Origin of the sequence: Actinoplanes sp. TBRC 11911 (genome assembly GCF_012933445.1) — a bacterium.
Taxonomy (GTDB): Bacteria; Actinomycetota; Actinomycetes; order Mycobacteriales; family Micromonosporaceae; genus Actinoplanes.
Genome location: NZ_JABBNC010000002.1, coordinates 116,418 through 137,302, shown reverse-complemented (window position 1 = coordinate 137,302; position 20,885 = coordinate 116,418). Strand labels below are relative to the sequence as shown.

At 69.8% G+C, this 20,885-nt stretch carries 23 protein-coding genes and 1 tRNA gene; 8 read left to right on the top strand and 16 right to left on the bottom strand.

Features of this window, described 5'->3' with window-relative positions; genetic code table 11:
• Window positions 1–59 precede the first annotated feature (59 nt).
• The 7 genes from HH310_RS03685 to HH310_RS03655 form a co-directional block, all read right to left on the bottom strand.
• Window positions 60–1,217, bottom strand: a complete 1,158-nt coding sequence (locus tag HH310_RS03685; RefSeq protein WP_169173951.1) for an NAD(P)/FAD-dependent oxidoreductase — start codon at window positions 1,215–1,217, stop codon at window positions 60–62.
• Window positions 1,218–1,743: 526 nt separating this feature from the next.
• Window positions 1,744–1,817, bottom strand: a tRNA-Ala gene (locus tag HH310_RS03680).
• A gap of 72 nt (window positions 1,818–1,889) precedes the next feature.
• Complete coding sequence (locus HH310_RS03675) at window positions 1,890–2,639, bottom strand: hypothetical protein (RefSeq protein WP_169173950.1); 750 nt, start codon at window positions 2,637–2,639, stop codon at window positions 1,890–1,892.
• A gap of 188 nt (window positions 2,640–2,827) precedes the next feature.
• A complete protein-coding gene (locus HH310_RS03670) occupies window positions 2,828–3,457 on the bottom strand; it encodes a GNAT family N-acetyltransferase (RefSeq protein ID WP_169173949.1) in 630 nt (209 codons plus the stop codon).
• A gap of 3 nt (window positions 3,458–3,460) precedes the next feature.
• Entirely contained in the window at window positions 3,461–4,771 is a 1,311-nt protein-coding gene (glp, locus tag HH310_RS03665; protein ID WP_169173948.1) for a gephyrin-like molybdotransferase Glp, read from the bottom strand.
• Window positions 4,768–5,682, bottom strand: a complete 915-nt coding sequence (locus HH310_RS03660; protein ID WP_169174325.1) for a UTP--glucose-1-phosphate uridylyltransferase — start codon at window positions 5,680–5,682, stop codon at window positions 4,768–4,770. Before HH310_RS03660 ends, glp begins: the two co-directional genes overlap by 4 nt.
• A gap of 51 nt (window positions 5,683–5,733) precedes the next feature.
• Window positions 5,734–7,578, bottom strand: a complete 1,845-nt coding sequence (locus HH310_RS03655; protein ID WP_248293695.1) for a diguanylate cyclase — start codon at window positions 7,576–7,578, stop codon at window positions 5,734–5,736.
• Between the two features lie 209 nt (window positions 7,579–7,787).
• Here HH310_RS03655 and HH310_RS03650 point away from each other — a divergent pair, with 209 nt between their 5' ends.
• From HH310_RS03650 to HH310_RS43540, 3 genes are all read left to right on the top strand, one after another.
• Window positions 7,788–8,447 carry a 5-formyltetrahydrofolate cyclo-ligase gene (locus tag HH310_RS03650; RefSeq protein WP_169173946.1) on the top strand — a complete coding sequence of 220 codons (660 nt, stop codon included), beginning with the start codon at window positions 7,788–7,790 and terminating at the stop codon, window positions 8,445–8,447.
• An 80-nt stretch (window positions 8,448–8,527) separates the two neighbouring features.
• Window positions 8,528–8,878 (top strand): FmdB family zinc ribbon protein, encoded by a 351-nt coding sequence (locus tag HH310_RS03645; RefSeq protein ID WP_169173945.1) that lies wholly within the window; start codon window positions 8,528–8,530, stop codon window positions 8,876–8,878.
• 660 nt (window positions 8,879–9,538) lie between these two features.
• Window positions 9,539–9,805, top strand: a complete 267-nt coding sequence (locus HH310_RS43540) for a hypothetical protein (RefSeq protein ID WP_248293661.1) — start codon at window positions 9,539–9,541, stop codon at window positions 9,803–9,805.
• 66 nt (window positions 9,806–9,871) lie between these two features.
• Here the strand turns inward: HH310_RS43540 and HH310_RS03635 are convergent, their stop codons facing one another.
• Entirely contained in the window at window positions 9,872–10,051 is a 180-nt protein-coding gene (locus HH310_RS03635; protein ID WP_169173943.1) for a hypothetical protein, read from the bottom strand.
• 64 nt (window positions 10,052–10,115) lie between these two features.
• Here HH310_RS03635 and HH310_RS03630 point away from each other — a divergent pair, with 64 nt between their 5' ends.
• Complete coding sequence (locus HH310_RS03630) at window positions 10,116–10,448, top strand: translation initiation factor 2 (protein WP_169173942.1); 333 nt, start codon at window positions 10,116–10,118, stop codon at window positions 10,446–10,448.
• A gap of 116 nt (window positions 10,449–10,564) precedes the next feature.
• On the opposite strand, the gene HH310_RS03625 is transcribed toward HH310_RS03630, so the two are convergent.
• Window positions 10,565–11,131 carry a DUF2231 domain-containing protein gene (locus HH310_RS03625; protein WP_169173941.1) on the bottom strand — a complete coding sequence of 189 codons (567 nt, stop codon included), beginning with the start codon at window positions 11,129–11,131 and terminating at the stop codon, window positions 10,565–10,567.
• Window positions 11,132–11,320: 189 nt separating this feature from the next.
• Here HH310_RS03625 and HH310_RS03620 point away from each other — a divergent pair, with 189 nt between their 5' ends.
• A complete protein-coding gene (locus tag HH310_RS03620) occupies window positions 11,321–11,755 on the top strand; it encodes a Fur family transcriptional regulator (protein ID WP_169173940.1) in 435 nt (144 codons plus the stop codon).
• 129 nt (window positions 11,756–11,884) lie between these two features.
• Window positions 11,885–12,736, top strand: coding sequence for an oxygenase MpaB family protein (locus HH310_RS03615; RefSeq protein WP_169173939.1), 852 nt, complete (start codon window positions 11,885–11,887; stop codon window positions 12,734–12,736).
• 132 nt (window positions 12,737–12,868) lie between these two features.
• Here the strand turns inward: HH310_RS03615 and HH310_RS03610 are convergent, their stop codons facing one another.
• From HH310_RS03610 to HH310_RS03580, 7 genes are all read right to left on the bottom strand, one after another.
• On the bottom strand, window positions 12,869–13,693 hold the full coding sequence (locus tag HH310_RS03610; protein WP_169174324.1) for a PD-(D/E)XK nuclease family protein: 825 nt from the start codon (window positions 13,691–13,693) through the stop codon (window positions 12,869–12,871).
• Window positions 13,694–13,802: 109 nt separating this feature from the next.
• Complete coding sequence (locus HH310_RS03605; RefSeq protein ID WP_169173938.1) at window positions 13,803–14,414, bottom strand: MarC family protein; 612 nt, start codon at window positions 14,412–14,414, stop codon at window positions 13,803–13,805.
• 51 nt (window positions 14,415–14,465) lie between these two features.
• Window positions 14,466–15,320: a PHP domain-containing protein gene (locus HH310_RS03600; protein WP_169173937.1), complete on the bottom strand. Its 855-nt coding sequence runs from the start codon at window positions 15,318–15,320 to the stop codon at window positions 14,466–14,468.
• Between the two features lie 85 nt (window positions 15,321–15,405).
• Window positions 15,406–16,236 (bottom strand): PH domain-containing protein, encoded by an 831-nt coding sequence (locus tag HH310_RS03595; protein WP_169173936.1) that lies wholly within the window; start codon window positions 16,234–16,236, stop codon window positions 15,406–15,408.
• 9 nt (window positions 16,237–16,245) lie between these two features.
• Window positions 16,246–16,548: a hypothetical protein gene (locus tag HH310_RS03590; protein ID WP_169173830.1), complete on the bottom strand. Its 303-nt coding sequence runs from the start codon at window positions 16,546–16,548 to the stop codon at window positions 16,246–16,248.
• Window positions 16,535–17,215: a DUF6758 family protein gene (locus tag HH310_RS03585; protein ID WP_312033809.1), complete on the bottom strand. Its 681-nt coding sequence runs from the start codon at window positions 17,213–17,215 to the stop codon at window positions 16,535–16,537. The genes HH310_RS03590 and HH310_RS03585 overlap by 14 nt, the downstream gene beginning before the upstream one ends.
• Before the next feature lie 83 nt (window positions 17,216–17,298).
• The gene (locus tag HH310_RS03580) at window positions 17,299–17,931 is read right to left on the bottom strand and encodes an RNA methyltransferase (RefSeq protein WP_169173935.1); all 633 of its coding nucleotides are present in this window, start codon (window positions 17,929–17,931) and stop codon (window positions 17,299–17,301) included.
• 434 nt (window positions 17,932–18,365) lie between these two features.
• Between HH310_RS03580 and trxA the strand changes: the two genes are divergently transcribed.
• Entirely contained in the window at window positions 18,366–18,728 is a 363-nt protein-coding gene (gene trxA / locus HH310_RS03575) for a thioredoxin (RefSeq protein ID WP_169173934.1), read from the top strand.
• A gap of 138 nt (window positions 18,729–18,866) precedes the next feature.
• Window positions 18,867–20,840, top strand: coding sequence for an intein-containing Rv2578c family radical SAM protein (locus tag HH310_RS03570; protein WP_396027487.1), 1,974 nt, complete (start codon window positions 18,867–18,869; stop codon window positions 20,838–20,840).
• Window positions 20,841–20,885 lie beyond the last annotated feature (45 nt).

The following is a 20,885-nucleotide window of genomic DNA, read 5'->3' as shown; positions in this document are numbered from 1 at the left end:
CCCTCTCCGGAGGGGCGCTCCTTCAAACGCAGAAGCCCGGGCCCCGCCAACGCCGTGGTTCACTGCCGATCGGCCGCGCGGACCCGCTCCTGCATCTCCGGGGCGAACAGCGAGGCGATCGGTGCCACCATGTTCGAGACGCGCAGGAAGGCGCCACCGAGCACGGGGTCGACCGCTGCGGCGGCACGGTATCGCGTCAGATACTTGCCCGCTTCGACATCTCGTGGGCTGCGCTCCCCCTCGACTTCGGGGAAGCGCAGATCGCCGCCCGCGACAAGCCGCCACGCGTCGTCCAGCACGTCGGCGTTCGCACGATAGAAGCGTTCTGTCAGCCGCTCGGGACCAGCCTCCACAACGGACTCCAGCAGCTCGGCCTCCAGTACCGCCATCGTCTGCCCCTGCCCGTAGATCGGATTCAGGCTGCACAGCGCATCGCCGACGACGATCAAACCCTCGAGGTGGCGGTCGAGTTTCTCGAAGTGCTTGCGGGAACTCGCCGGGTAGCGCATCTTCGCCGCGTCGCCCAGGGGTTCGGCGGTGCGGAGCACCTCGGCGATCTGCGGCGCCGGCAGCGTCGAGGCGTACGCGAGCATGCCCTCATCGTCCGTCGGGGGTTCCTCGCCGAGCAGGCCGACCAGCATGACCGCGATCTGATCGTTCTCCTGGCGGATGGCCGTGCCGGCCCGGTGGTGCCCTGGATAGGACGCAGCGAGCGCCGCCATCAGGCCGTCCAGCCGACCCTTGAAGAGCCGCGTCACATAGACCGTGTCGGTGCGGAGCGTGGTCTCGTCCGGGACCGGGTAACCGAGCTCGCCGAGCCAATGCGGCGCGCGCGATCCCCGGCCGGTGGCGTCCACCACGAGGTCTGCGGGCAACACCTCACCAGCCCGTACGCCGGTGATCCGCCCATCCTGCGCGATCAGGCCGGTCACGTCGGCACCGGACACGAAGGTGACGTTCGGCAGGGCGCGCACTCGTTGCCGGATGACGTGCTCGATCACCGGCCGGGTCATGAAATACACCGGCAATCCGGCCGACGCCCGCGCCATCTTGTGCCCGTCGAGATACCACTCCTCATCGTTCTGTGCGTCGCCGTGGGGCACCCCGGCCGCGGTCAGCTCGTCGAGGAAGCCGGGGAACAACTTCTCCAGACCGATCCCGCCGCGCGCGGTCAACGCGTGCACGTGCCGGCCCTGCGGAACCCCGCGCCTCGCCACGGGACGTTCCGGAAGCTCGTCTCGTTCCAGCACAGTGACCCGCTGAAAAGAGGTACTTAACGCACGCGCCGCTAGAAGCCCAGCCACACTGCCGCCGATGACAATCGCGTTACTCACGATCACGCACAACGGCCGACCCGCAGACTCGTTCACGCGCATGACATCCTTCACGGACACGTAAGATCGCGCATGCGGCCCAACGAGGCTGGCAGGTCCGCGCTTTCCGCGGACACTATCCAGCCCTAGTCTCGTGGAGCTGAGGGGATTTGAACCCCCGTGATCCTCGTTCCACTAAACGTAGACCGCGCCCCGCCGCGTGCAATCCCGATGAATAAGCGCGTTCGCGACGGCCTCACGCCTCGAAGTACCTGGAATGCCGCGTCATGAGTGGGTGGATGGTCTCGGATGTCTTCGACCTTGCCGAAGCGTGTATTTACCTCTTTATGACGCGTCATCCCACGGCCAACCAACAGAAAAGCGAGCCTCCGGGGGCCCGGAAACTCGCTTCTGCCTGCTGGTTTTTGGGTGGAGCTGAGGGGATTTGAACCCCTGACCCCCTCGATGCGAACGAGGTGCGCTACCAGTCTGCGCCACAGCCCCTTGGCTCTCGGACATCGTCCGGCGAACCGCAGCAAGGCTAACAGGTCCGGCGCCGTCGCCGCGAACCGGGGTTCACGCCGTGTTGTGCCGCCCCCCGGCCTCGTACGCCCGCCCCCGCAACCCACCGGCCCGGCGGTAATACACCGACCCCTGAGCAGGCAGATCGGACGGATCCCGGTCCAGCCCCATCGCCGCCCGCCGCACGGCCTCCTTCTGGGCCGCCAGCCGCCGCTGCGCCTCCCGCCGCGCTGCCGCCCGCCGGGCCTGCTCGCGCCGCACCTCGGCCTGCCGCGCCGCCAGCCACGCGGCCTCCCGGGCCTCGATGCGACGCCGCCGCCGGTCGGCCAACGCCCGGTTGCGCAGATGCACCAGGTCAACCCCCAGCAGCGACACGGTAACCGCGAACCCGATCCAGAATCCTGGCCCGACCGCCACCACCCCGACCAGCTCGATCACGTTGAGCAACACCAGCGCCGCGAACACCCGGCGCCGGCGGATCACGGCCGGGGTGTGGCGCCGCCGGGGTGGCGGGCGGCGTACCTGTCGCTTGCCGGTGACCAGGCGAAGGCGTCGCTGGGGACGGGCGGGGCCACCCCCGTCACCCGAAGGGGCGGGGAGCGTAACCGTGACGGTGCGTCCGGGGTTGATCGGACGGCGTCCGGGCACGGTTCGGCGACGGCGGCGGCGCAGCAGCACCCGCGCCGTCGACGACGCCCGCTCCGCGGCGAGCCGCTCGGTGGCGTCGTACCGGCGTACGAGTGCCGGTGCGAGTGCGAGCAGCCCGGCCGCGGCGAGGACGGCGAGGAGCACCGAGGTCGGCACCCTCACCCCTCCCGTCAGCTACGGGCGGTCCGCCACAAAACGCCTTACACGCTGTCGGCCGCGGACCGCAAGACCCAATCTCCCCGAGGCTACGGGCGCGAGCTGCGGAAATCGTCGCGCCGCGCCGGGGCGCGTCACGCACCGATGATCGTGAGTCACGCCCGGACGCGGCGCAGCGAGTAGAAGCATCACGCGCGGACGCGGCGCCACCGGGCCAGCAGCCCACCTTCGGCCGCGACCTCCTCGCTGGTCAACGCGTACCCAAGATGATCGCGCCAACTGCCGTCAATGTGCATATAGCGCTGGTGATACGCCTCTTCCCGAAACCCGAGCTTCTCCACCACTCGGCGGCTGGCGCGATTCTCCGGGCGGATGTTGACCTCGATGCGATGCAGGCCGCCCGCTCCGAAGGCGTGGTCCACGGCGAGGGCCAGCGCCGTCGGGATCACGCCACGGCCGGCGACGCGATGGTCGACCCAGTAACCGGCGTACGCGGAACTGAACGCTCGCCGCACGATGTTGCCGAGGTTGATGTGTCCGACGAGCCGTTCCTGGCCGTCCTCGCGGAGGCAGACGGCGAACGGCATGCTGTCGCCGCGTCGCGCGGCTCGCCTCATGTCCTGATAGACGTACGCGTAGGCGCGGGTCGAGTTCATCTCGGACCAGGGGCCGGGCGGCGCCGATTCCCAGGGGGCGAGCCATTCGCGGTTGCTGATCCGCACCTCGGACCAGGCCCGCGCGTCACCTCTCTTGTACGGCCGGAGCAGGACTGAACCCTCGGCCAGGACGGCGGGCCATCCGGGCGTCGAGCCCCACATCGTTCATCGCCTCCGGTCCAGCAGTAAGACGTCCACGGTCGAGCCTGCCGTCGCCGTGGTGACGCGCTCGCCGAGGACCAGCAACCCGTTCGCCTCGGCCAGGCCGGAGAGAGTGTACGGCCCGCCGGCGAGTGGTTGCACCGTATGACCTCCGCCGCGCCGCTCGGCGACGTGTGCCGGACGGAATTCGCGCAGGCCGCCCGGCGAGGAGACGGTTTCCAGCAGGTGCGCCTTGACGCTGGTGCGGAACACCGGTTCGGCGCCGGCGAGCACCTGGATCACCGGCCGGGCCAGCACCTCGAAGCCGATCAGTGCGGCGCCGGGTTCGCCGGGCAGGCACACCACCGGCACCTCTTCGGCGCTGACCGTGCCGAACCCGAGGGTGGCGCCGGGTGAGAGCGCGACGTCGGTGAACTCGACGACGCCCCGGCCGGGGTCGCGGCGGGACAGGACGCGGCGCAGCATGTCGCCCGGCCCGGTCCCGGTGCCGCCGGTCGTGATGATCAGGTCGGCGCGCAGGGTCTGGTCCTCGAGGAGGCCGCGCAGTCCCTCCGGGTCGTCGTCGCAGATGCCGATCCGGTACGCCAGTGCACCCGCCTCCACCGCGGCGGCGGTCAGGGCGTGCGAGTTCGCGTCGACGACTTGACCGGGCTGGCTGGGCCGGCCCACGTCGACCAACTCGTCCCCGGTGGCGACCACGACGACGCGCGGGCTGGGCCGGACGACGACGTGCCCGATTCCGGACGCGGCGAAGGTCGCCACCATCGCGGGAGTCACATAGGACCCGGCCGGGGCCAGCACCTGTCCAACCGCGAGTTCGTCTCCGGCCCGACGTACGCCGGAACCTCGCTTGGGGGCGTGCAGGATCTCCACGGCCGCCATGCCCTGATCGGTCCAGTGCACCGGCACCACGACGTCGGCGCCGATCGGCAGCGGTGCGCCCGCGGCCACCGAGAAACAGGTGCCCGGGTTGAGGCGGACCGGCCGCCAGCTCGCCGCGCCGAGGTCACCGACGACGTTGAGCCGGACCGGCCGGGGCCCGCCCTCGAACTTGCCGAACGAGGGATGCGAGCCGATCCGGCCGGCCGACGCCAAGTCTTCCCAGCGTGCCGCGTACCCGTCGATCGCCGCCTGGTCGAAGGCCGGGTACGGATGCGGCGCCAGCACGTCGTTCGCCAGCACGTTGCCGTGCGCCTGGGTGAGGTCGAGGTCGAGCGGAGGCAGCGGCCGTAGCCTGCGCAGCACGCTGCCCAGGTATTCGGCGAGAGGCATCAGCTCGTTGGCGGCCGCCTCGGCATCGGCCGTCGCGGTCATCCTCGCGCACCACCGGCGACGAAGTCGGCCAGCCAGGCCATGAACTCGGGACCCAGATCGTCGCGTTTGGCGGCGAGCTCGACCACGGCCTGCAGGTATCCGAGCGGCATTCCGGTGTCGTACCGGTGACCGCGGTAGATGATGCCGTGCACCGGGGTGCCGTCGGCCAGCAGCTGGGCCATCGCGTCGGTCAGCTGGATCTCGCCGCCGCTGCCCGGCCGGGTCTTCTCGATCGCCTCGAAGATCGACGGCGGCAGAATGTAGCGGCCCAGCACCGCCAGGTTGCTCGGCGCCTCCTCCGGGGCCGGTTTCTCGACCAGGCCGGTCACCTCGACGATGTCCTCGCCGAGGTCGGACGGCTGCACCGACGCGATGCCGTAGCGTGCCGTCTCCTCGGGCTTGACCTCCATGAAGGCAAGAACAATTCCCCCGGTACGCCGCTGCACCTCCAGCATCGCCGGAAGCAGCGGCTTGTCCTCCTCGACGAACTCGTCGCCGAGCAGTACCGCGAACGGGGCGTCCCCGATGTGCGAGGCGGCGGTGCCGACCGCGTGGCCGAGCCCGAGCGGCTCGCCCTGACGGCAGGTGTAGATGTCGGCGAGCTCGCTGGTGCGCCGGACCGCGGCGAGACGCTCGTAGTCACCTTTCTCCTCCAGCCGGGCCTCCACGTCGGGGCGCCGGTCGAAGTGGTCGACCATCGACGTCTTGCCCCGGCCGGTGACCAGCAGGACGTCCTTGATGCCGGCGGCCGCGGCCTCCTCCACGATGTATTGCAGGACGGGCCGGTCGACGACCGGAAGAAGCTCTTTCGGGACCGCCTTGGTGGCCGGAAGGAACCGCGTGGCCAGCCCGGCCGCGGGAATCACGGCCTTGACGGCCCGGCGGCCGTCGGCGTGCGCGCTCGTGGTCATGTCAGGGGTCACCGCACCTTCGATCGATCGTGCCCGGGATGTCCCGCGAGACTATCGGCCACGGCTACGCCTCGGCGGTCGTGGCCCGCTCACCACGGCCGTCTGCCGATCAAAGTTTCCGTCAATTTCGTTCCGGGAAACCGCCGACTTGATCACAGGGCGGTTCGCGCTGGTGGCGGCCGGGCGGAAGGTGTCGCGTCCGGCCTTCTTCGCCGCGTAGAGCGCCTCGTCCGCGGCGCGGAGCACCCGCTGGGCGGTGTCGCCGTGCTCGGGGAAGACCGCGACGCCGATCGACACGCTGATCGGGATCTGCGCGCCCTCGATCGACACCGGACGATCCCGGATCGCCGCGCCCAGCCGTTCGGCCACGATCGCGCCGCCGTAGGCATCCGTCTCCGGCAACAGCACCACGAACTCCTCCCCGCCGTGCCGGAAGGCGAAGTCGACCTCGCGCAATCCGAGCCGGATGCGCCGGGCGAACTCCGCCAGCACGGCGTCGCCTGCCACGTGCCCGTACGTGTCGTTCACGTCCTTGAAGTGGTCCAGGTCAAGCACCAGCACCGCTAGCATCCGCCCGAACCGGCCGGCTCGCTCAACCTCCCGGCGCAACGATTCACGCAGATATCGGTAATTCCAGAGCCCGGTGAGCGGATCCGTCAACGACAGGCGCTGCGCCTCCTCGTGTACCCGGACGTTGTGCACCGCCACCCCGGCCTGCCCGGCGAACGTACGCAGCGTATGCAAGTCGCCGTCGTCGAAGGCGTCGCCGCCGACCCGGTCGTAGAGGGCCAGGACGCCGAGCGGCACCGGCCCGGCGTTCGGTTCGCCGGGTTCGTCCGCTGTGATCGGAGCGTTGATCGGGACCGCCAGGTAGGTGCGACAGGGTGGTTCGGCGTCCCCCACACGGCCCTGTCCACGACGCGGTTCACCGGTGGCCGCCACCGTGCCCAGGACGCCCTCGCCGATTACCACCGATTTTTCGGTTAATTCGTCATCTGGGACGTCCCAGTCCCCGGTCAGGCCGACGCCGCAGCGCGCGACGAGCCGGTCGCCCGCGGGGTCGATGAGCAGCACGACTCCCGCTCGGGCGCCGGTCGCGGCCTGGGCGGTGCGCAGGATCACCGGCAGTATCCGGTGCACGTCGTGGGTGCTGGACAGGGTCTCGCCCAGGATCGCGAGGTGTCCGCGCAGCTGGTCCCGGCTCGCGGTCAGCGCCTGCACGTAGGCCTGCAGCTCACGCGTCATCCGGTTGAAGGTCGCCGCGACCCGGCCGAGTTCGTCCGGCCGCTGGATCGGCACCCGGGTGTCGAGCTCCCCGCCGGCGACCCGATCGGCGGCCCAGGCGAGGTCGCCCAGCGGACGGGTGGTGGTGCGCGCCAGCCAGCGGGCCACGGCGACCGACGCGAGCGCGGCACCGAGAACGAGGGCGGGCAACACGGCGTACAGGAAAGCGGGGTCGCCCTTGCGGACGGTGAGCGTGAGTCGCAACGGCTGACCCGGCCCGGCACTCAGCTCGCGACTCTCCGGCGTGGGCCGGCCGGTCCGCGTGATCCGCGCGCCGCTGGCCGCGGTGAGGCGTCCGAGGAAGTCCGCGTCCACCTGCCGGGCCGCCGTGACGGTCAAGTTTCCCGAGGTGGCGGTCGCGGCGATGGCGTCGGCGGCGCCGGTGCCCGGATGCGCGCAGTCCTGCCAGCCGGCGTCCGTCGGACCGATCCGGATGTCGCTCGCCAGCCCCCTCGCGCGCATCTGATCGGCGACCGCCTGCCGATCACTCCCGGGAACCACCGCTATCGCATCGGCCACGGCCTGTAGCTGCCGGCAGATCGCGCCGACCCCGGTCCGTACCGTCGTGGCCGCATGATCGAGACGCTCGGTGACCCGATCACGGGTCACCATGGCGACCGTGAGGGCGACAAAGATGGACCCGAGCAGAACCGGGCCGAGCACGACCACCAGGAACGCGGTGGTGAGCCGGCCGCGCAACGTCACGCATCCTCCCGGGTGGGGGCCGTCTTCGGTGACCTTCGGTGGCCGTCGTCATGGCCCCTCTGGAGCGATGCTGACATAGTGTGTGCCGTTTGCCGCTTTTCGAAAGGGGGTGTTGCATGTCCGATTTAACCGGTGATGCGGAAAAATCTCGGGCCGCCAAGATCGCGCTGCGCGGTCGGTTACTCACGCAGCGCCGATCATTGTCGCCCTCGGCGCGCGCCTCCTTCGCCGCGGCCCTTCAAGATCAAATTCTTGCCCTCGTACGCCGGGAGCGCCCCTCGACGATCGCCGCCTATGTGCCGGTCGGGGCCGAGCCCGGCGGTCCCGCGTTGCCGTCGGTGCTTTCCGGGGTCGTGTCGCGGGTGCTGCTGCCGGTGCTGCTGCCGTCGGGTGATCTGGACTGGGCCGCGTACGCGGGTGCCCTGGTCGCCGGGCCCCGGGGGCTGCTGGAGCCGCCCGGGCCGCGGCTGGGCGTCTCGGCGGTGCGGTCGGCCGAGGTGATCCTGGTACCGGCGTTGGCGGTCGATCGCCAGGGGATGCGGATGGGGCGGGGTGGCGGGTCGTACGACCGCGCTCTCGCCCGTGTTGGTGCGGGTTCGTTGATCGTCGCGTTGCTGCACGACGGTGAGTTGGTGCCTTCGGTGCCGGCCGAGGGGCATGATCGCCCGGTGCACGGGGTGGTGACGCCGGGTGGCTTCGTTTCGCTTGCCGTGTCTAGTCGGCCTGTCGTGGCTAACCGGCCTGTCGTGTCTACTCGGCCTCAACTAGACGGCTGAGTGGACGAAATGACCTCCGATGGCGCAACATTGGCACTCGGATGTGGCGAGTGCCAGCAGTTGAATGATCCGGAGGAGCCGTGCCCACCTATCAGTACGCCTGCACCGAGTGCGGTCACCAGCTCGAGGCAGTGCAGTCGTTCTCCGACCCGGCGCTGACCGAGTGCCCGAACTGCAGCGGCAAGCTCCGCAAGGTCTTCAACTCGGTCGGAATCGTCTTCAAGGGTTCCGGCTTCTACCGCAACGACTCGCGCTCGGCCGGGAACGGGACGGCGCCGGCGACCAGCGACACGAAGGCGGAGACGTCCTCGACGTCTTCCTCGAGCGACTCATCGTCGTCGACGTCTTCTTCCGCTACGACGTCGACGTCTTCTACGTCGACGTCGTCGTCGAGCTCCTCAACTACGGCAAAGGCTGCCGCGGCGTCCTGACGGCGGCTTCGGCCGCCGGGGCCCAATCGGGCGATCTATCACCGCGCCAGACCGCGACTGCGGTCTGGCGCGGTGGCGTTTCCAGCCGCGCGGCCTCCGCGGTTTCGAGCCGCGCGGCCCCCGCCGGAAGCCGCATTTTGCTTATCAAAGTCGCCGTGTGGGTCGGCGTTATCCACATCGCCGGCCTGTCCACAGGCCCGCAGCGAGCGATCTTCCATCCGCCGTACCTTCTCCCCGGCGCCCGGACCACGGCGCCACGGCGGACGGAAGGGCAGGACGATGGGCAGACCCGGCACGGCCCCACGCGGGGCCGCAGCCCAGCCCCAGACACGCGGGTCCACCCGCCGCGACAGCGGCGACGGGCGCCTGGACCCGGTGCGCTGGCGCCGGCCGGGCCGCGGCACGCTTGTCCGCCTCATAGCGGTCGCGGTCCTGCTGGCAACCGCCGCCGTGGTGTCGTGGTCACCGCCGAGTGAGTGCACTCAACCGGCAGGCGCCGCGGCCGATCCCTCACCATTCGCACCCGCGGCCGCGGCGCCACCCGCGTCGGCGGCAGCCGCCGGCATCGGGCCACCGCCCGGCACGGCAGGGGCAGTCGGCGCGGCAGGAGCGGTCGGCGCGGCAAATGCCGGGCAGCCGTCCGGCGCGGGGCCGCCAACCGTGCCAAAGGGCAGTGTCGGCGTCCCGGTCCGGCTGGCCGACCCCACAGCCTTGTCTCTGGTCCGCCCCGGCAACCGGGTCGATCTGCTCCGGATCGACGCCCGCCGTCAGCCGACCACGGTCGCGACAGCCGCCCTGGTCCTGAACGCCACCGGCACCAGCGACGTGACGACCGGCGGACTCCTCCTGGCCTTGACACCCGCGGAGGCGCAACAGGCCGTAACCGGTTCCGACGAGGGTTTCGCGGTGGTGATCCGCCCCGGCTGACGCCACGACGGTAATTGCGCGGCCGGTCCGATCAACCCGGGCGCGACGGCCACCGGGAGCGCCGTCTCAACCCCAGTGCGGCGGCCGGTCCTCCAGGAGTCGGTCATCGTTCTCGTAGCCGCGCTCTCCCCACCCACGCGCAGTGTCATCACGGGTCTGCTCGGGCAGGACAGGCGCCTCTTCCGAGTCGAAGTCGACCTCACGCTCAGCGTCGTGATCGCGATCGGGCTCATCCAGGATGCTCACGACTAAGAGGGTAGGCCCGCGCCGTTTCGGAAGTCTTCCCCCTCCGGCTGTACCGTCGGTGAACGTGAGCTCCCCCACCGGCGTTCCGGACGACGACGCGTACTGGCAACGGCCCGACCCCGGCGCCGCCACCCCCGGCCCGGCACACCAGCCCGCCGAGGAGCCCGACCCGGCACCGCGCTACCAGGGCCCGCCGCGCCCGGCCCCACCGTCGCCGCAATGGCGTCCGCCGACCATCTCGACGCCACCCCCGGCGCGGTCGATGCCGGCCCAGGACGCCACCGCCTTGGACGACGCCGAGGGTTCCGCGCGCACCGTCACGTACGGCGTCGGTCTCGTGGCGGGCGCGATCGCATTGATCCTCATTTGCCTGCTCTGCGGCCGGGTGCTCTTCTAACCCGCCAGCGGCCCTAAACCGACACCGGCGAATCCGGCACAGCAACGCGCCCGGCCCATCCCCAACAGGACAAAGCCGGGCGCGTCCCGGAAACGTCCCCCAACCAGGAGCAAACCTCAGTACTGGCCCCAAACGGCGGTGGCCCCCGCATCCCCCGTCCGGAACACGTAATAACCCGCCAACGCCGCCAGCACCACCATCGCGATGGCCAGCACGATCTCCACGATCCGCGGCACCCCGGCGGTCCGCGTCTCGGCCGCCGACTCGCGAGCGAGCGTCGCACCCCCGGACCCGCCGGCGCCGGCCCCGGCGTTCACCATCGTCCGGTCCGGCGTGCGGCTGCGGACCGTCAGGCCGACCATCACGAGCGTGACCAGCCCCAGGGCAAGCGACAGCCACCAGGTCGTCGTCCCGAAGCTCATGTGGTCGTCGAGGATCTCCTTGCCGCGGCCGCTGAGGCCCTGGTCGATCAGCCGGTTGTAAAGCTTGGTCCCGGAAAGCTTCGCCACCAGCGTCGATAACGGCGCGATCACCGCGAGCAGCGCGACCGCCCAGCCGATCTTTGATCTCCAGCGCGGCACGACCGCGTAGACGAGTGCGCCCAGTGCGAGCAGTGGCACAAAGATGACGGCCGCGTGCAGCACGAGAACGTGCACAGGCAGGCCGTTTATCTGGTCGAACACGACGCCTCCTCGTTGTGGGACGAATCGACAGCATAGGGGTGTCCTACGCCACAATCGCCCCACGTTCGTGTACGCCCCGCCTGCCGATCCGGTTCAGCCTTCAACCGATCTTGATGAAATCCTGCCGGATAAGACCGACTTCGCAAACACGAAGTTGGGGTTTCCACAAAAGCGTGCTGTCATGGACGGATGTCCACCGGCGAAGACCTGCTGCGCGCGCACGGCCTCCGGGTCACCCGGCCGCGCCTCGCCGTGCTGGACGTCCTCACCGAGGGCGGCCACCTCGAGGTCGACGACATCGCCCGCCGCGCCCGCGCCCGCCTCGACTCGGTCTCCACCCAGGCGGTCTACGACGTGCTCGGCGCCCTGTCCCGCGCCGGACTGGCCCGCCGTCTCGAACCGGCCGGCAGCCCCGCCCGCTTCGAGGCCCGCGTCGGCGACAATCACCACCACATCGTCTGCCGCGGCTGCGGCGAGATCGCCGACGTCGACTGCGTGGTCGGCGAACGCCCCTGCCTCACCCCGACCGGCGGTCACGGCTTCGAGGTCGACGAGGCCGAGGTGACCTTCTGGGGCCTCTGCCCCACCTGCCAAACCCAACGAGCCCTAGACGGTACGGCGTAGGAAAAGTCCCCTAGGTTTTACGGCTGCTCACCGTCGCGCGAACGCACGCCACCCGGCTTCCGGCCCCTGCCACCCATGCTCTGTCGCACAACTTGAACGAGTTCAACTGGGCGTGGCAGTCTTGACAGCATGAGTGGCGACGTCGGCTTGTTCGGCCCGGATTCCATCACCTGGAAGCTCCACAGCGAGCCGATCCTCTTGCTCGGCGGGCTGCGCTCGCTCTACCTGCAGGCGCTGCACCCGCGCGCGGTCGCCGCGATCGCCCAGAACTCCGCCTACCGCAGCGACCCGTGGGGTCGCCTGATGCGCACGTCCGACTACGTGGGGACGGTCGTCTACGGCACCATGTCCGACGTCGAGCGGGCTTCGGGCCGCCTGCGCCGCCTGCATTCGAGGCTGTCCGCGGTCGACTCGCGCACCGGCGAGCGCTTCCGCGTCGACGAACCCGACCTGCTGCGCTGGGTGCACGTCGCCGAGGTCGAGTCGTTCCTGACCACCGGGATCCGCGCCGGCGTCAAACTGACTCCCGACGAGGTGGACGCCTACTACACCGAGCAGGTCCGCGCCGCCGAACTGGTCGGCCTCGACCCGGCCACCGTCCCCGCCACGGCCGCCGAGGTCGACGCCTACTACGAGAAGATGCGCCCCGACCTGGCCCTCACCCGCGACAGCGCGGAAACCGCCCTGTTCCTGACCGTCCCCCCGGTCCCGGAGAGCTGGGGCAGCCCGGCGTTACGCCTGGGCCTGACGCTGGGCCCGACCCGCTGGGCATACTTCGGCGTCGCCGCCACCGCGATGGGCCTGCTCCCGCCGTGGGCCCGCCGCCTGTACGGCGGCCCGGGCTGGCCGACGACCGACTGGACCGCCGCCCTGTCCGCTCGCAGCCTGCGCCTGCTCATCGCCACGGCCCTGGCCACCCTCCCGCCCCGTTACCGCGCGAGCGCGCTACGCCAGGAGGCCCTGGCACGAGTCGGCCGCTAGCCCACCGCAGCCGCCGGCACCCGGCCGCAGCGCGAACTGACCCGGCCGAACATTCGGCCCGACCCCGCCTGCCCACCGCCTCGCGGCCCGCCTGCTCACCTCCGCGCGGTGCGCTGGCCCTGCTCGCCGGATTCAGCTGCCCAAATGCTCCACCGCCGACCACGGCTCCTTCGCCGTCACCTCCACCCCCGCCGGGCACGACTTCCGGAAGTCGCACCAGCCACACAACGAGCCCGGATTCGTCGGGAACTCCGCGTCCGGATCCGCACCCTCCGCCACCGCCCGCTCGGCGGCCATGATGTCGCGCGCCGTGTCCTCGGCCCGCCGCAGGTGACGGGCCAGCGACTCCTCGGTGTGCTCATGCGCCGCCACCGTCCCGGTGGGCAGGTGGTGCAGCTCCACCCGATGGCACGGGCGCCGGAACACGCGCTGCGCGGCGTACGCGTAGAGCGCCAGCGCCTGCGACCCGCGCGCGTCGTCGGCCGCCAGCCCGCTGCGGCCGGTCTTGTAGTCGACGATCACCGCCTCGGGCCCCTCCGCGCCGGGGCGCGAGTCGATGCGGTCGGCTCGCCCGTTGAAGGCCAGCACCGCCGTCTTCGTCGCCACCACCCGCTCCACCCCGAGCGGCTCGTCGTCCGGATCAAGACCGGCCACGTACGCGTCGAGCCAGTTGAGCGCGTGCCGATACGTCGCACGCTCCTGGTCGACGTCGCGATAGCCCTCGCGAACCCACGTGGCCTTGAGAAGCTGCGGCAACGCGTCGCGCCCGCGCCGATCGACCGGCAGCGCATACCAGTTCTTCAGCGCGGTGTGCACACTCGCACCCAGCGAGTTGTGCGCCCACGGCGGGCCCTTGGGCGGCACCGGACGATCAACATAGGTGTAGCGATAGCGCCGTGGGCAGTCGGCGAACGCCCCCAGCCTGCTCGGCGTGCAGACGAACAGCCGCTCGGGCATGCCGTCGAAGCCGAGCTGCTCGGGGACCGCAGCACCGGCGGAGGGAAGACCGCGGGGTCGGGTGGAAGGCACGCGGTAATCCTGCCAGCACCGTATGACAAGAATTCGGTCAGCCGCCGTAGAGGCGCACGAACGCGAACACCGAATCCGCGATCAACTGGACTGCGATCGCGGCCAGCAGCAGCCCGGCGATGCGGGTCAGAACCTCGATTCCGGCCGGTCGCAACAGCTTGACGATCAGCCCGGAGTAGCGCAGCACCAGCCACACCACGAACATCACCAGCACGATGCCGACGCCGATCAGCACGTAGTCGGCCGGACCCTCGGCCCGCCGCACGAACAGCATCGTGGCCACGATCGCGCCAGGGCCGGCCAGCAACGGCGTACCGATGGGAACCAGCGCGACGTTGGTCGTCTGGATGTCCGCGTCCAGCCCGTCGCTCTTGCCCGTGAGCAGCTCCAACGCGACCAGGATGAGCAGCAGTCCGCCGGCGCCCTGCAGCGCGGGCAGTTGCACGTGGAGGTAATCCAGCAGCTGCCGGCCCGCCACCGCGAACCCGACGATCACGGCTAACGCGAGCAAAACTGCCGACGTCCCCGCCTTGATCCGATCCCGATGCGTCAGCCCGCTGGTCATGGCCAGGAAGACGGGCACCATGCCCGGCGGGTCGACGATCACCAACAACGTCACGAAGACTTCGCCCAGGAACTTGAGATTCACCGGATCAAGCTAGGGGCGAACCGCCGTTTCGGGCAGACCCTGCGGCAGGTCTCACCCGAGGACGGTGACGCCGGTGGCCGCCGACACAATTTTCTCGTACGCCTCCGGGTCCGTCGTGTAGGCACCCAGCTCGACCGTCTTGTGCGTCCCATGGAAGTCCGACGATCCGGTGACGACCAGTCCGAGCCGGTCCGCCAGGGCGCGCACGTCGGCCTGCTCGGCGGGCGAGTGATCCTCGTGGCCCGCCTCGAGTCCGAAAAGGCCGGCGTCGGCGAGCTCCTCGATCAGCTGATCCGGCACCACCCGCCCGCGCACCGTGGCCCGCGGATGCGCGAACACGGCAACTCCGCCGGCCGCCCGAACAGCGCGTACGGCCTCAAAAACATCAAGATCGGCCTTGGGTACGAAGTAGCGTGCGCCCAGCCACCGGGAGGCGAACGCCTCGTTCGTGGTGCGGACCAGCCCGGCCCGGATCAGGGCCTGCGCGATGTGCGGGCGCCCCACCGAGCCACCCGCGGCGTAGTCGCGCACCTCGCCCCAGGTGATCGGAACGCCGTCGGCGCGCAACTTTTCGACGATCTTCTCACCGCGCTGCTCACGATCGGACCGCAGCTCGGCCAGGTCGGCGGCCAGCCGCGGCTCGTCCGGGTCGAACAGGTAGGCGAGCATGTGCAGGGCGATCGGGTACTGCGCGGCGCCGTACCAGCGGCAGGACAGCTCGGCGCCGCGGACCAGACGCAGACCCTCCGGGCGTGCCGCGGCGGCCTGCGCCCACCCGCCGGTGGTGTCGTGGTCCGTGATCGCCATGACGGTCAGACCCGCCGCCGCGCCCGCCCGCACCAGCTGCGCGGGGGTCAGCGTGCCATCGCTGGCGGTCGAATGGCAGTGCAGGTCGATTCGGGCCACCCGGAAACGCTACCGGCCGGATACACCCCGCGACCGTGTTGCCACGAGATCCCTTCATCACACGGCAGACATCAAAGGCTGCCGATCAGGCGTCGTCCCCTTCGCCGTCCTTGCCGAGTCGCGCCTCGACGGCCTGCGGCTCGTACATCTCCTCGACGACGCGTAGATAAAGCTCGTTGGGGTTGGGCAGATGCTTGACCTCGCGCAGCGCCTGATCCTGGCCGGCCGATTCGAGCACGAACGTGCCGTAGCTGAGCATGCGCCCGAGCGCGGACTGCTCGTACTTCATGTCGGTGACCCGCAGCAGCGGCATCATCGCGACCTTACGGGTGACGATGCCGTTGACGACCATCACTCGCTTGTTGGTCAGGATGAACCGGTCGAAGTACCAGTCGAAGACCTTCCAGGCCACCCAGCCGATCACGGCGAGCCAGATGAGCACCGCGACGGTGACGAGACCATCGATGTTCTGCCTGGTCAGGAAGCCGGCGAGATAGCCGAGAGCGAGCGTCGCGCCGGCGCCGATCGCGAGTGGAGCGGAGAGGTGGATCCAGTGGCGTTTCCACTCGCCGCGGTATCGCTCGGTCGGGAAGAGATAGCGTGCGACCAGTGTGGTCGGCTCGTCCTCGAGCGGCAGCACCCGGCGCGGTCCGCCGCCGCCACCCTCGGGGCCGAGACCCTGCAGCTCCTCCTGAGTGAACACCGGAGCTTCGTATTCACCGGGGTCGGTCGCATAACCGGCATCCTCGGCATAACCCGCATCCGGCGAGAAGCCGGGACCGTCCGAATAGGGGCGGCGACGTGCGTACTCACCGTCCGGATCCAACGCCGGGTCGTGGTACGTGAAGTCGTCGTCGTCCTGAGGGCGACCAGCACCCTCACCTCGAGGCTCGTGTGGCTCAGCCGGACTCCCCATGTGGAGATGCTAAGCGACGAGGTTCGTAAAGAACGTGCCGAAGCCTCGGGCAATGTCGGCGATCGTGCCCCCGAGTGACTCGAAGACGGATGCCGCCGAGTTCGGGTTGAAGGCGATGAAAAAGATCAAGAACGCGATACCAAGCCAGGTCAGAACCTTCTTGATCATGGCGGGCCTTCTCCTGTTAGTGCGGGTGACGGTCAGCGCCGCGGCAGTACTGACGGTATCAGCTTCGTCGCTCGGTGTGAACAATGTGCCCGAAAAGCCGATACCGTTCCCGCTGGTCAGGACCCTCGAATCAGACCCGTCCATGCAGGTACGGAGACGGCGCTCCGTACACAAGCTCGGGTGGCACCCCCTCGCAAAGATCGTGCAGGACCACGTGCTCCGCTAGGAAGTAACCCGCGCTTGCCGGCCACGCTACCGCATAGAGCCACATTCCTTTGGCCTCACTCACGTAGGCGCTTCGATCCTCTGGGGACTTGACGCACCACAGTGGAGTAGGGTGCCCAGCTGCCTTGATCTTGGCATGTGGACCCGCGTGTCCATTGGGGTCGGCGAGTGCCTCGGCAATCAAATAGCCCGGGTCGGTGCCCGGAATCCCGGCAAAACGCGTACCGAGCCCGACGCCGGGGATCTCGGCGATCAGCATCACATCGGCCGGGCCGCCGCCGAGCGGTTCCGGGCCACTGCAGGACAGGGCGGTCGCGCGTACGCCCGTACGATCGTCACCCGCCCAGCCGACACCGGTCACCATCCACCCGGCGGGGAGTGGCCACGGGCACCAGAAGGGCACCCGCTCGGCGGTCGCAACGTCATGCCGCAGCACACTCTCGACGATCTCCGCGTTGATGTGCTCGGCCACGTGGAACGGGGGCACCTCGCCACACGTGTCGCAACGCCAGCCGCTATGCATCAGATCCGGCTTCCGGACCTGCGCTCCGCACCTGGGGCAACTGACGGTGACACCCACACACATACCGTGATGGCACCGGGGGTCCCCGTCAAGCGGATCGCCAGAACCGGGGCCGATCGGAGGATTTCACCCCGAGGGGGTGCCGCTCAGGTCGGGGGCGGTCCCGCGTGCGCCCGGATCCACGCGTGCATCGCGATACCGCTGGCGACTCCGGCGTTGATCGAGCGCGTCGACCCGTACTGGGCAATCGAGAAGAGCTGGGAGCAGGCGGCCCGCGCCGGCTCGGAAAGCCCGGGCCCCTCCTGGCCGAAAAGGAGAACGCATCGGCGCGGGAGCGTCGTCGTCTCCATCGGCCGCGAACCGGGCAAATTGTCGATCCCGATCACCGGGAGCTCCTGCCCGGCGGCCCAGGCGGTGAAGTCCTCGATCGTGGGGTGATGGCGGACGTGCTGGTAGCGATCGGTGACCATGGCGCCACGCCGGTTCCAGCGCCGCAGCCCGACGATGTGCACCTCGGCGGCGAGGAACGCGTTGGCGTTGCGCACCACGGTGCCGATGTTGAAATCGTGCTGCCAGTTCTCGATGGCGACGTGGAACTCGTGCCGGCGGGTGTCCAGATCGGCGACGACGGCTTCGCGCGACCAATAGCGATAACGGTCGACCACGTTGCGTCGATCACCGTGCGCGAGCAATTCCGGGTCGTACCGGGAATCGGTCGGCCACTCGCCCTGCCATGGCCCCACGCCGACCTCGGCGGACTCGTCCTCACCGGCAATCATGGGCGGTTACGCTAACCCAGCCGGGTGAAGACGCAATGAGCGGCGGGGCCCTCCCCGGCACCCGCCGCCCACGCTCTGTTGAAGGGCAAGTCTGCCTCACCGTGCGTATGCATGTGAAGGTTCCTCAGTTGTGACTCAACTCACAATTAACTTTGTTATTCGTTACCGTGCGTCGCATCGATCTCGGTCATGAGCTGCCACGTGTCCCGGCCCGGCGTGCGATGTCGGGATTACGCACGGCAAAGCAGACGTTACAAGTTGCTTCGAGAACGCAAGCGTGTTGCTTCGTTATCGTTACGATGAGTTGCCCCCGACCAACACCGCGTTTCATTTTTCACGATGGCGAGATGTGTCGCTGCGCACGTGGTGGGAATGGCGAGTGGGGATGATGGGTTACAACGCACGCAAGCCAAATTTCCCGGGACGGAGACATCATGGCGACGGTTGCACTGACCGCTGAGAACTTCGACGAGGTCACCGCCAAGGACGGAATCGTCCTGGTGGACTTCTGGGCCGACTGGTGCGGACCCTGCCACCGGTTCGCGCCGACCTTCGAGCGCTCCTCGGAGAACCACCCGACCATCACGTACGGCAAGGTCGACACCGAGGACCAGCAGGAGCTCGCGGCGAAGTTCGACATTCGCTCGATCCCGACCCTCATGGCGGTCCGCGACGGCGTGATCGTGTTCGCGCAGCCCGGCGCCCTGCCGGAGTCGGCTCTCGAGAACCTGATCGACCAGGTCGAGAAGCTCGACATGGACGAGGTGCGCAAGCAGCTCGCCGCGCACAGCCACTGAGCTCGGTAAATATAGCGAGGGGCCCGCGGACCGGTTTCGGTCCGCGGGCCCTTTCTCTTTTCTCCGGTACGCGTGCCCGCCTTGATCGACACGCCGTGCGGACCGACACACCGGGTTGAGTGGACAGCGGGATCGAACATGTGTTCGAATTCCGTCATGCGATGGTCTCACCTGTCGGCTCCCACCGACGGCGATTCGCTCCTGGACAGGGCAGCGCCGGGGGCGACACCCCTGCCACTGGCGCTGCCCGGTGCCACGGTCCGCACGTTCGACACGCCCGGCTTCGCCGGCATGACGTTCTACGAGATTCGAGCGAAGAGCCTCATCAACCGGGTTCCCGGAGCTTCCCGCGTGCCGTTCGACTGGACCATAAACCCCTATCGCGGGTGTTCCCACGCCTGCGCCTACTGCCTGGCCGGCGACACCCCGATCCTGATGGCCGACGGCTCCACCCGGCCGCTCGCCGAGCTGCGCCCCGGCGACGCCGTGATGGGCACGATGGGCGCCGGCGTCTGCCGGCGGTATGTGCCGACCACGGTCCTCGACCACTGGTCCACCACCAAGCCCGCCTTCCGTGTGACCCTCGCCGACGGCACCCGCCTGGTCGCCAGCGGCGATCACCGGTTCCTGACCGACCGCGGCTGGCGCCACGTCAGCCCCGCCGAGGCCCACCAGCCCGCGCTGGCCGTCGGCGACCTGATGCTCGGCGTCGGCCGCTTCGCCGAGCCGCCCAAGGAGTCCCCGGACTACCAGGCCGGCTTCCTCTGCGGCCTGGTCCGCGGCGACGCCTCCCGAGCCGACCACCCTGCGCCGCAGGGCGCGGCGTGGGCACGCGCCGACGCGTATCTCCAGGAGATCCCGCTGCACGAGGCGCTGCGATGGCCGGAGATACCGACCTCCGCGTGGTACCGCGGTTTCCTGGCGGGTGCGTTCGGCGCCGCCGGGCATGCCGACCGGCTCGCCGTCACGTTCGCCAGCACCGATCAGCTGTTCCTCAGCCGGGTGACCGACGCGCTGACCCATCTCGGGCTGCCGAGCCGCAGCCCGGTGCGTGGCCGCCGCGGCGGCCCGGCCACCGTCGAGATCGACCGCGACCTTTGGGCCGCGCTGCGCTTCCGCCACCTCACCGGCGTGACCGACGCCCCGCTGGACGCCTCCGGGGCAGGCGTGCGCGGCAGCCGCGAGCTAGCGGTCGTCGACATCGAGGATCTCGGCCTCACGCTGCCGCTGTTCGACATCTCCACCGGCACGGGCGACTTCATCGCCGACGGCGTGGTCAGCCACAACTGCTTCGCGCGCAACACGCACACCTATCTCGACCTCGACGCCGGCCACGACTTCGACACCAAGGTCGTCGTCAAGGTGAACGCGGGCGAGCTGGTCCGCAAGGAGCTGGCCGCACCGCGCTGGTCCGGCCAGCCGATCGCGATGGGCACGAACGTCGACCCGTACCAACGCGCCGAGGGCCGGTACCGCCTGATGCCGGAGATCATCACGGCTCTGCGCGATCACGCCAACCCGTTCTCGATCCTGACCAAGGGCACGCTCATCCTGCGCGACCTCGATCTGCTGAAACAGGCCGCCGAGGTGACGCGGGTCGGCGTCGCGATGTCGATCGGTTTCGTCGACGAGACGATGTGGCGGGCCGTCGAGTCGGGCACGCCGAGCCCACGCCGCCGCCTGGACGCGGTGCGCCGCCTCACCGACGCCGGTTTTGACGTGAGCGTGCTGATGGCACCGATCCTGCCCGGTCTCACCGACACCGACGAGTCGATCGACGAGACCGTCGCGGCGATCGCGGCCACCGGCGCCTCGAGTGTCACGCCCATCCCGCTGCACCTGCGCCCTGGCGCCCGCGAGTGGTACGCCGCGTGGCTCACCCGCACACACCCGGAACTGGCGGCGACGTATCGCGAGCTCTACCGCAAGGGTTCGTACCTGCCGCAGACCTACCAGCAGGAGATCGCCGCCCGGGTCCGGATGGCCGCTCGCCGCCACGGCCTGTTGCGCGGCCGGCCCTTCTCCGAGCGCGTGGTGGTCGACGACCTGGGCGACAACACCACACCCGACACCGACTCCGGCGCCGAGCCGGAACAGATGACCTTGCTGTGACCAACTGATCTGACGGCGGAGACGGGAGCGAGACTAATGTCGATG

Excerpts from the sequence above, each read along its gene's own strand:
- HH310_RS03670 (WP_169173949.1), bottom strand. The coding sequence starts at position 3,457 with ATGTGGGGCTCGACGCCCGGATGGCCCGCCGTCCTGGCCGAGGGTTCA.
- glp (WP_169173948.1), bottom strand. The coding sequence starts at position 4,771 with ATGACCGCGACGGCCGATGCCGAGGCGGCCGCCAACGAGCTGATGCCT.
- HH310_RS03660 (WP_169174325.1), bottom strand. The coding sequence starts at position 5,682 with ATGACCACGAGCGCGCACGCCGACGGCCGCCGGGCCGTCAAGGCCGTG.
- HH310_RS03655 (WP_248293695.1), bottom strand. The coding sequence starts at position 7,578 with ATGGTGACCCGTGATCGGGTCACCGAGCGTCTCGATCATGCGGCCACG.
- HH310_RS03650 (WP_169173946.1), top strand. The coding sequence starts at position 7,788 with ATGTCCGATTTAACCGGTGATGCGGAAAAATCTCGGGCCGCCAAGATC.
- HH310_RS03620 (WP_169173940.1), top strand. The coding sequence starts at position 11,321 with ATGTCCACCGGCGAAGACCTGCTGCGCGCGCACGGCCTCCGGGTCACC.
- HH310_RS03615 (WP_169173939.1), top strand. The coding sequence starts at position 11,885 with ATGAGTGGCGACGTCGGCTTGTTCGGCCCGGATTCCATCACCTGGAAG.
- HH310_RS03610 (WP_169174324.1), bottom strand. The coding sequence starts at position 13,693 with ATGCCCGAGCGGCTGTTCGTCTGCACGCCGAGCAGGCTGGGGGCGTTC.
- HH310_RS03595 (WP_169173936.1), bottom strand. The coding sequence starts at position 16,236 with ATGGGGAGTCCGGCTGAGCCACACGAGCCTCGAGGTGAGGGTGCTGGT.
- HH310_RS03590 (WP_169173830.1), bottom strand. The coding sequence starts at position 16,548 with ATGGACGGGTCTGATTCGAGGGTCCTGACCAGCGGGAACGGTATCGGC.
- HH310_RS03585 (WP_312033809.1), bottom strand. The coding sequence starts at position 17,215 with ATGTGTGTGGGTGTCACCGTCAGTTGCCCCAGGTGCGGAGCGCAGGTC.
- HH310_RS03580 (WP_169173935.1), bottom strand. The coding sequence starts at position 17,931 with ATGATTGCCGGTGAGGACGAGTCCGCCGAGGTCGGCGTGGGGCCATGG.
- trxA (WP_169173934.1), top strand. The coding sequence starts at position 18,366 with ATGGCGACGGTTGCACTGACCGCTGAGAACTTCGACGAGGTCACCGCC.
- HH310_RS03570 (WP_396027487.1), top strand. The coding sequence starts at position 18,867 with ATGTGTTCGAATTCCGTCATGCGATGGTCTCACCTGTCGGCTCCCACC.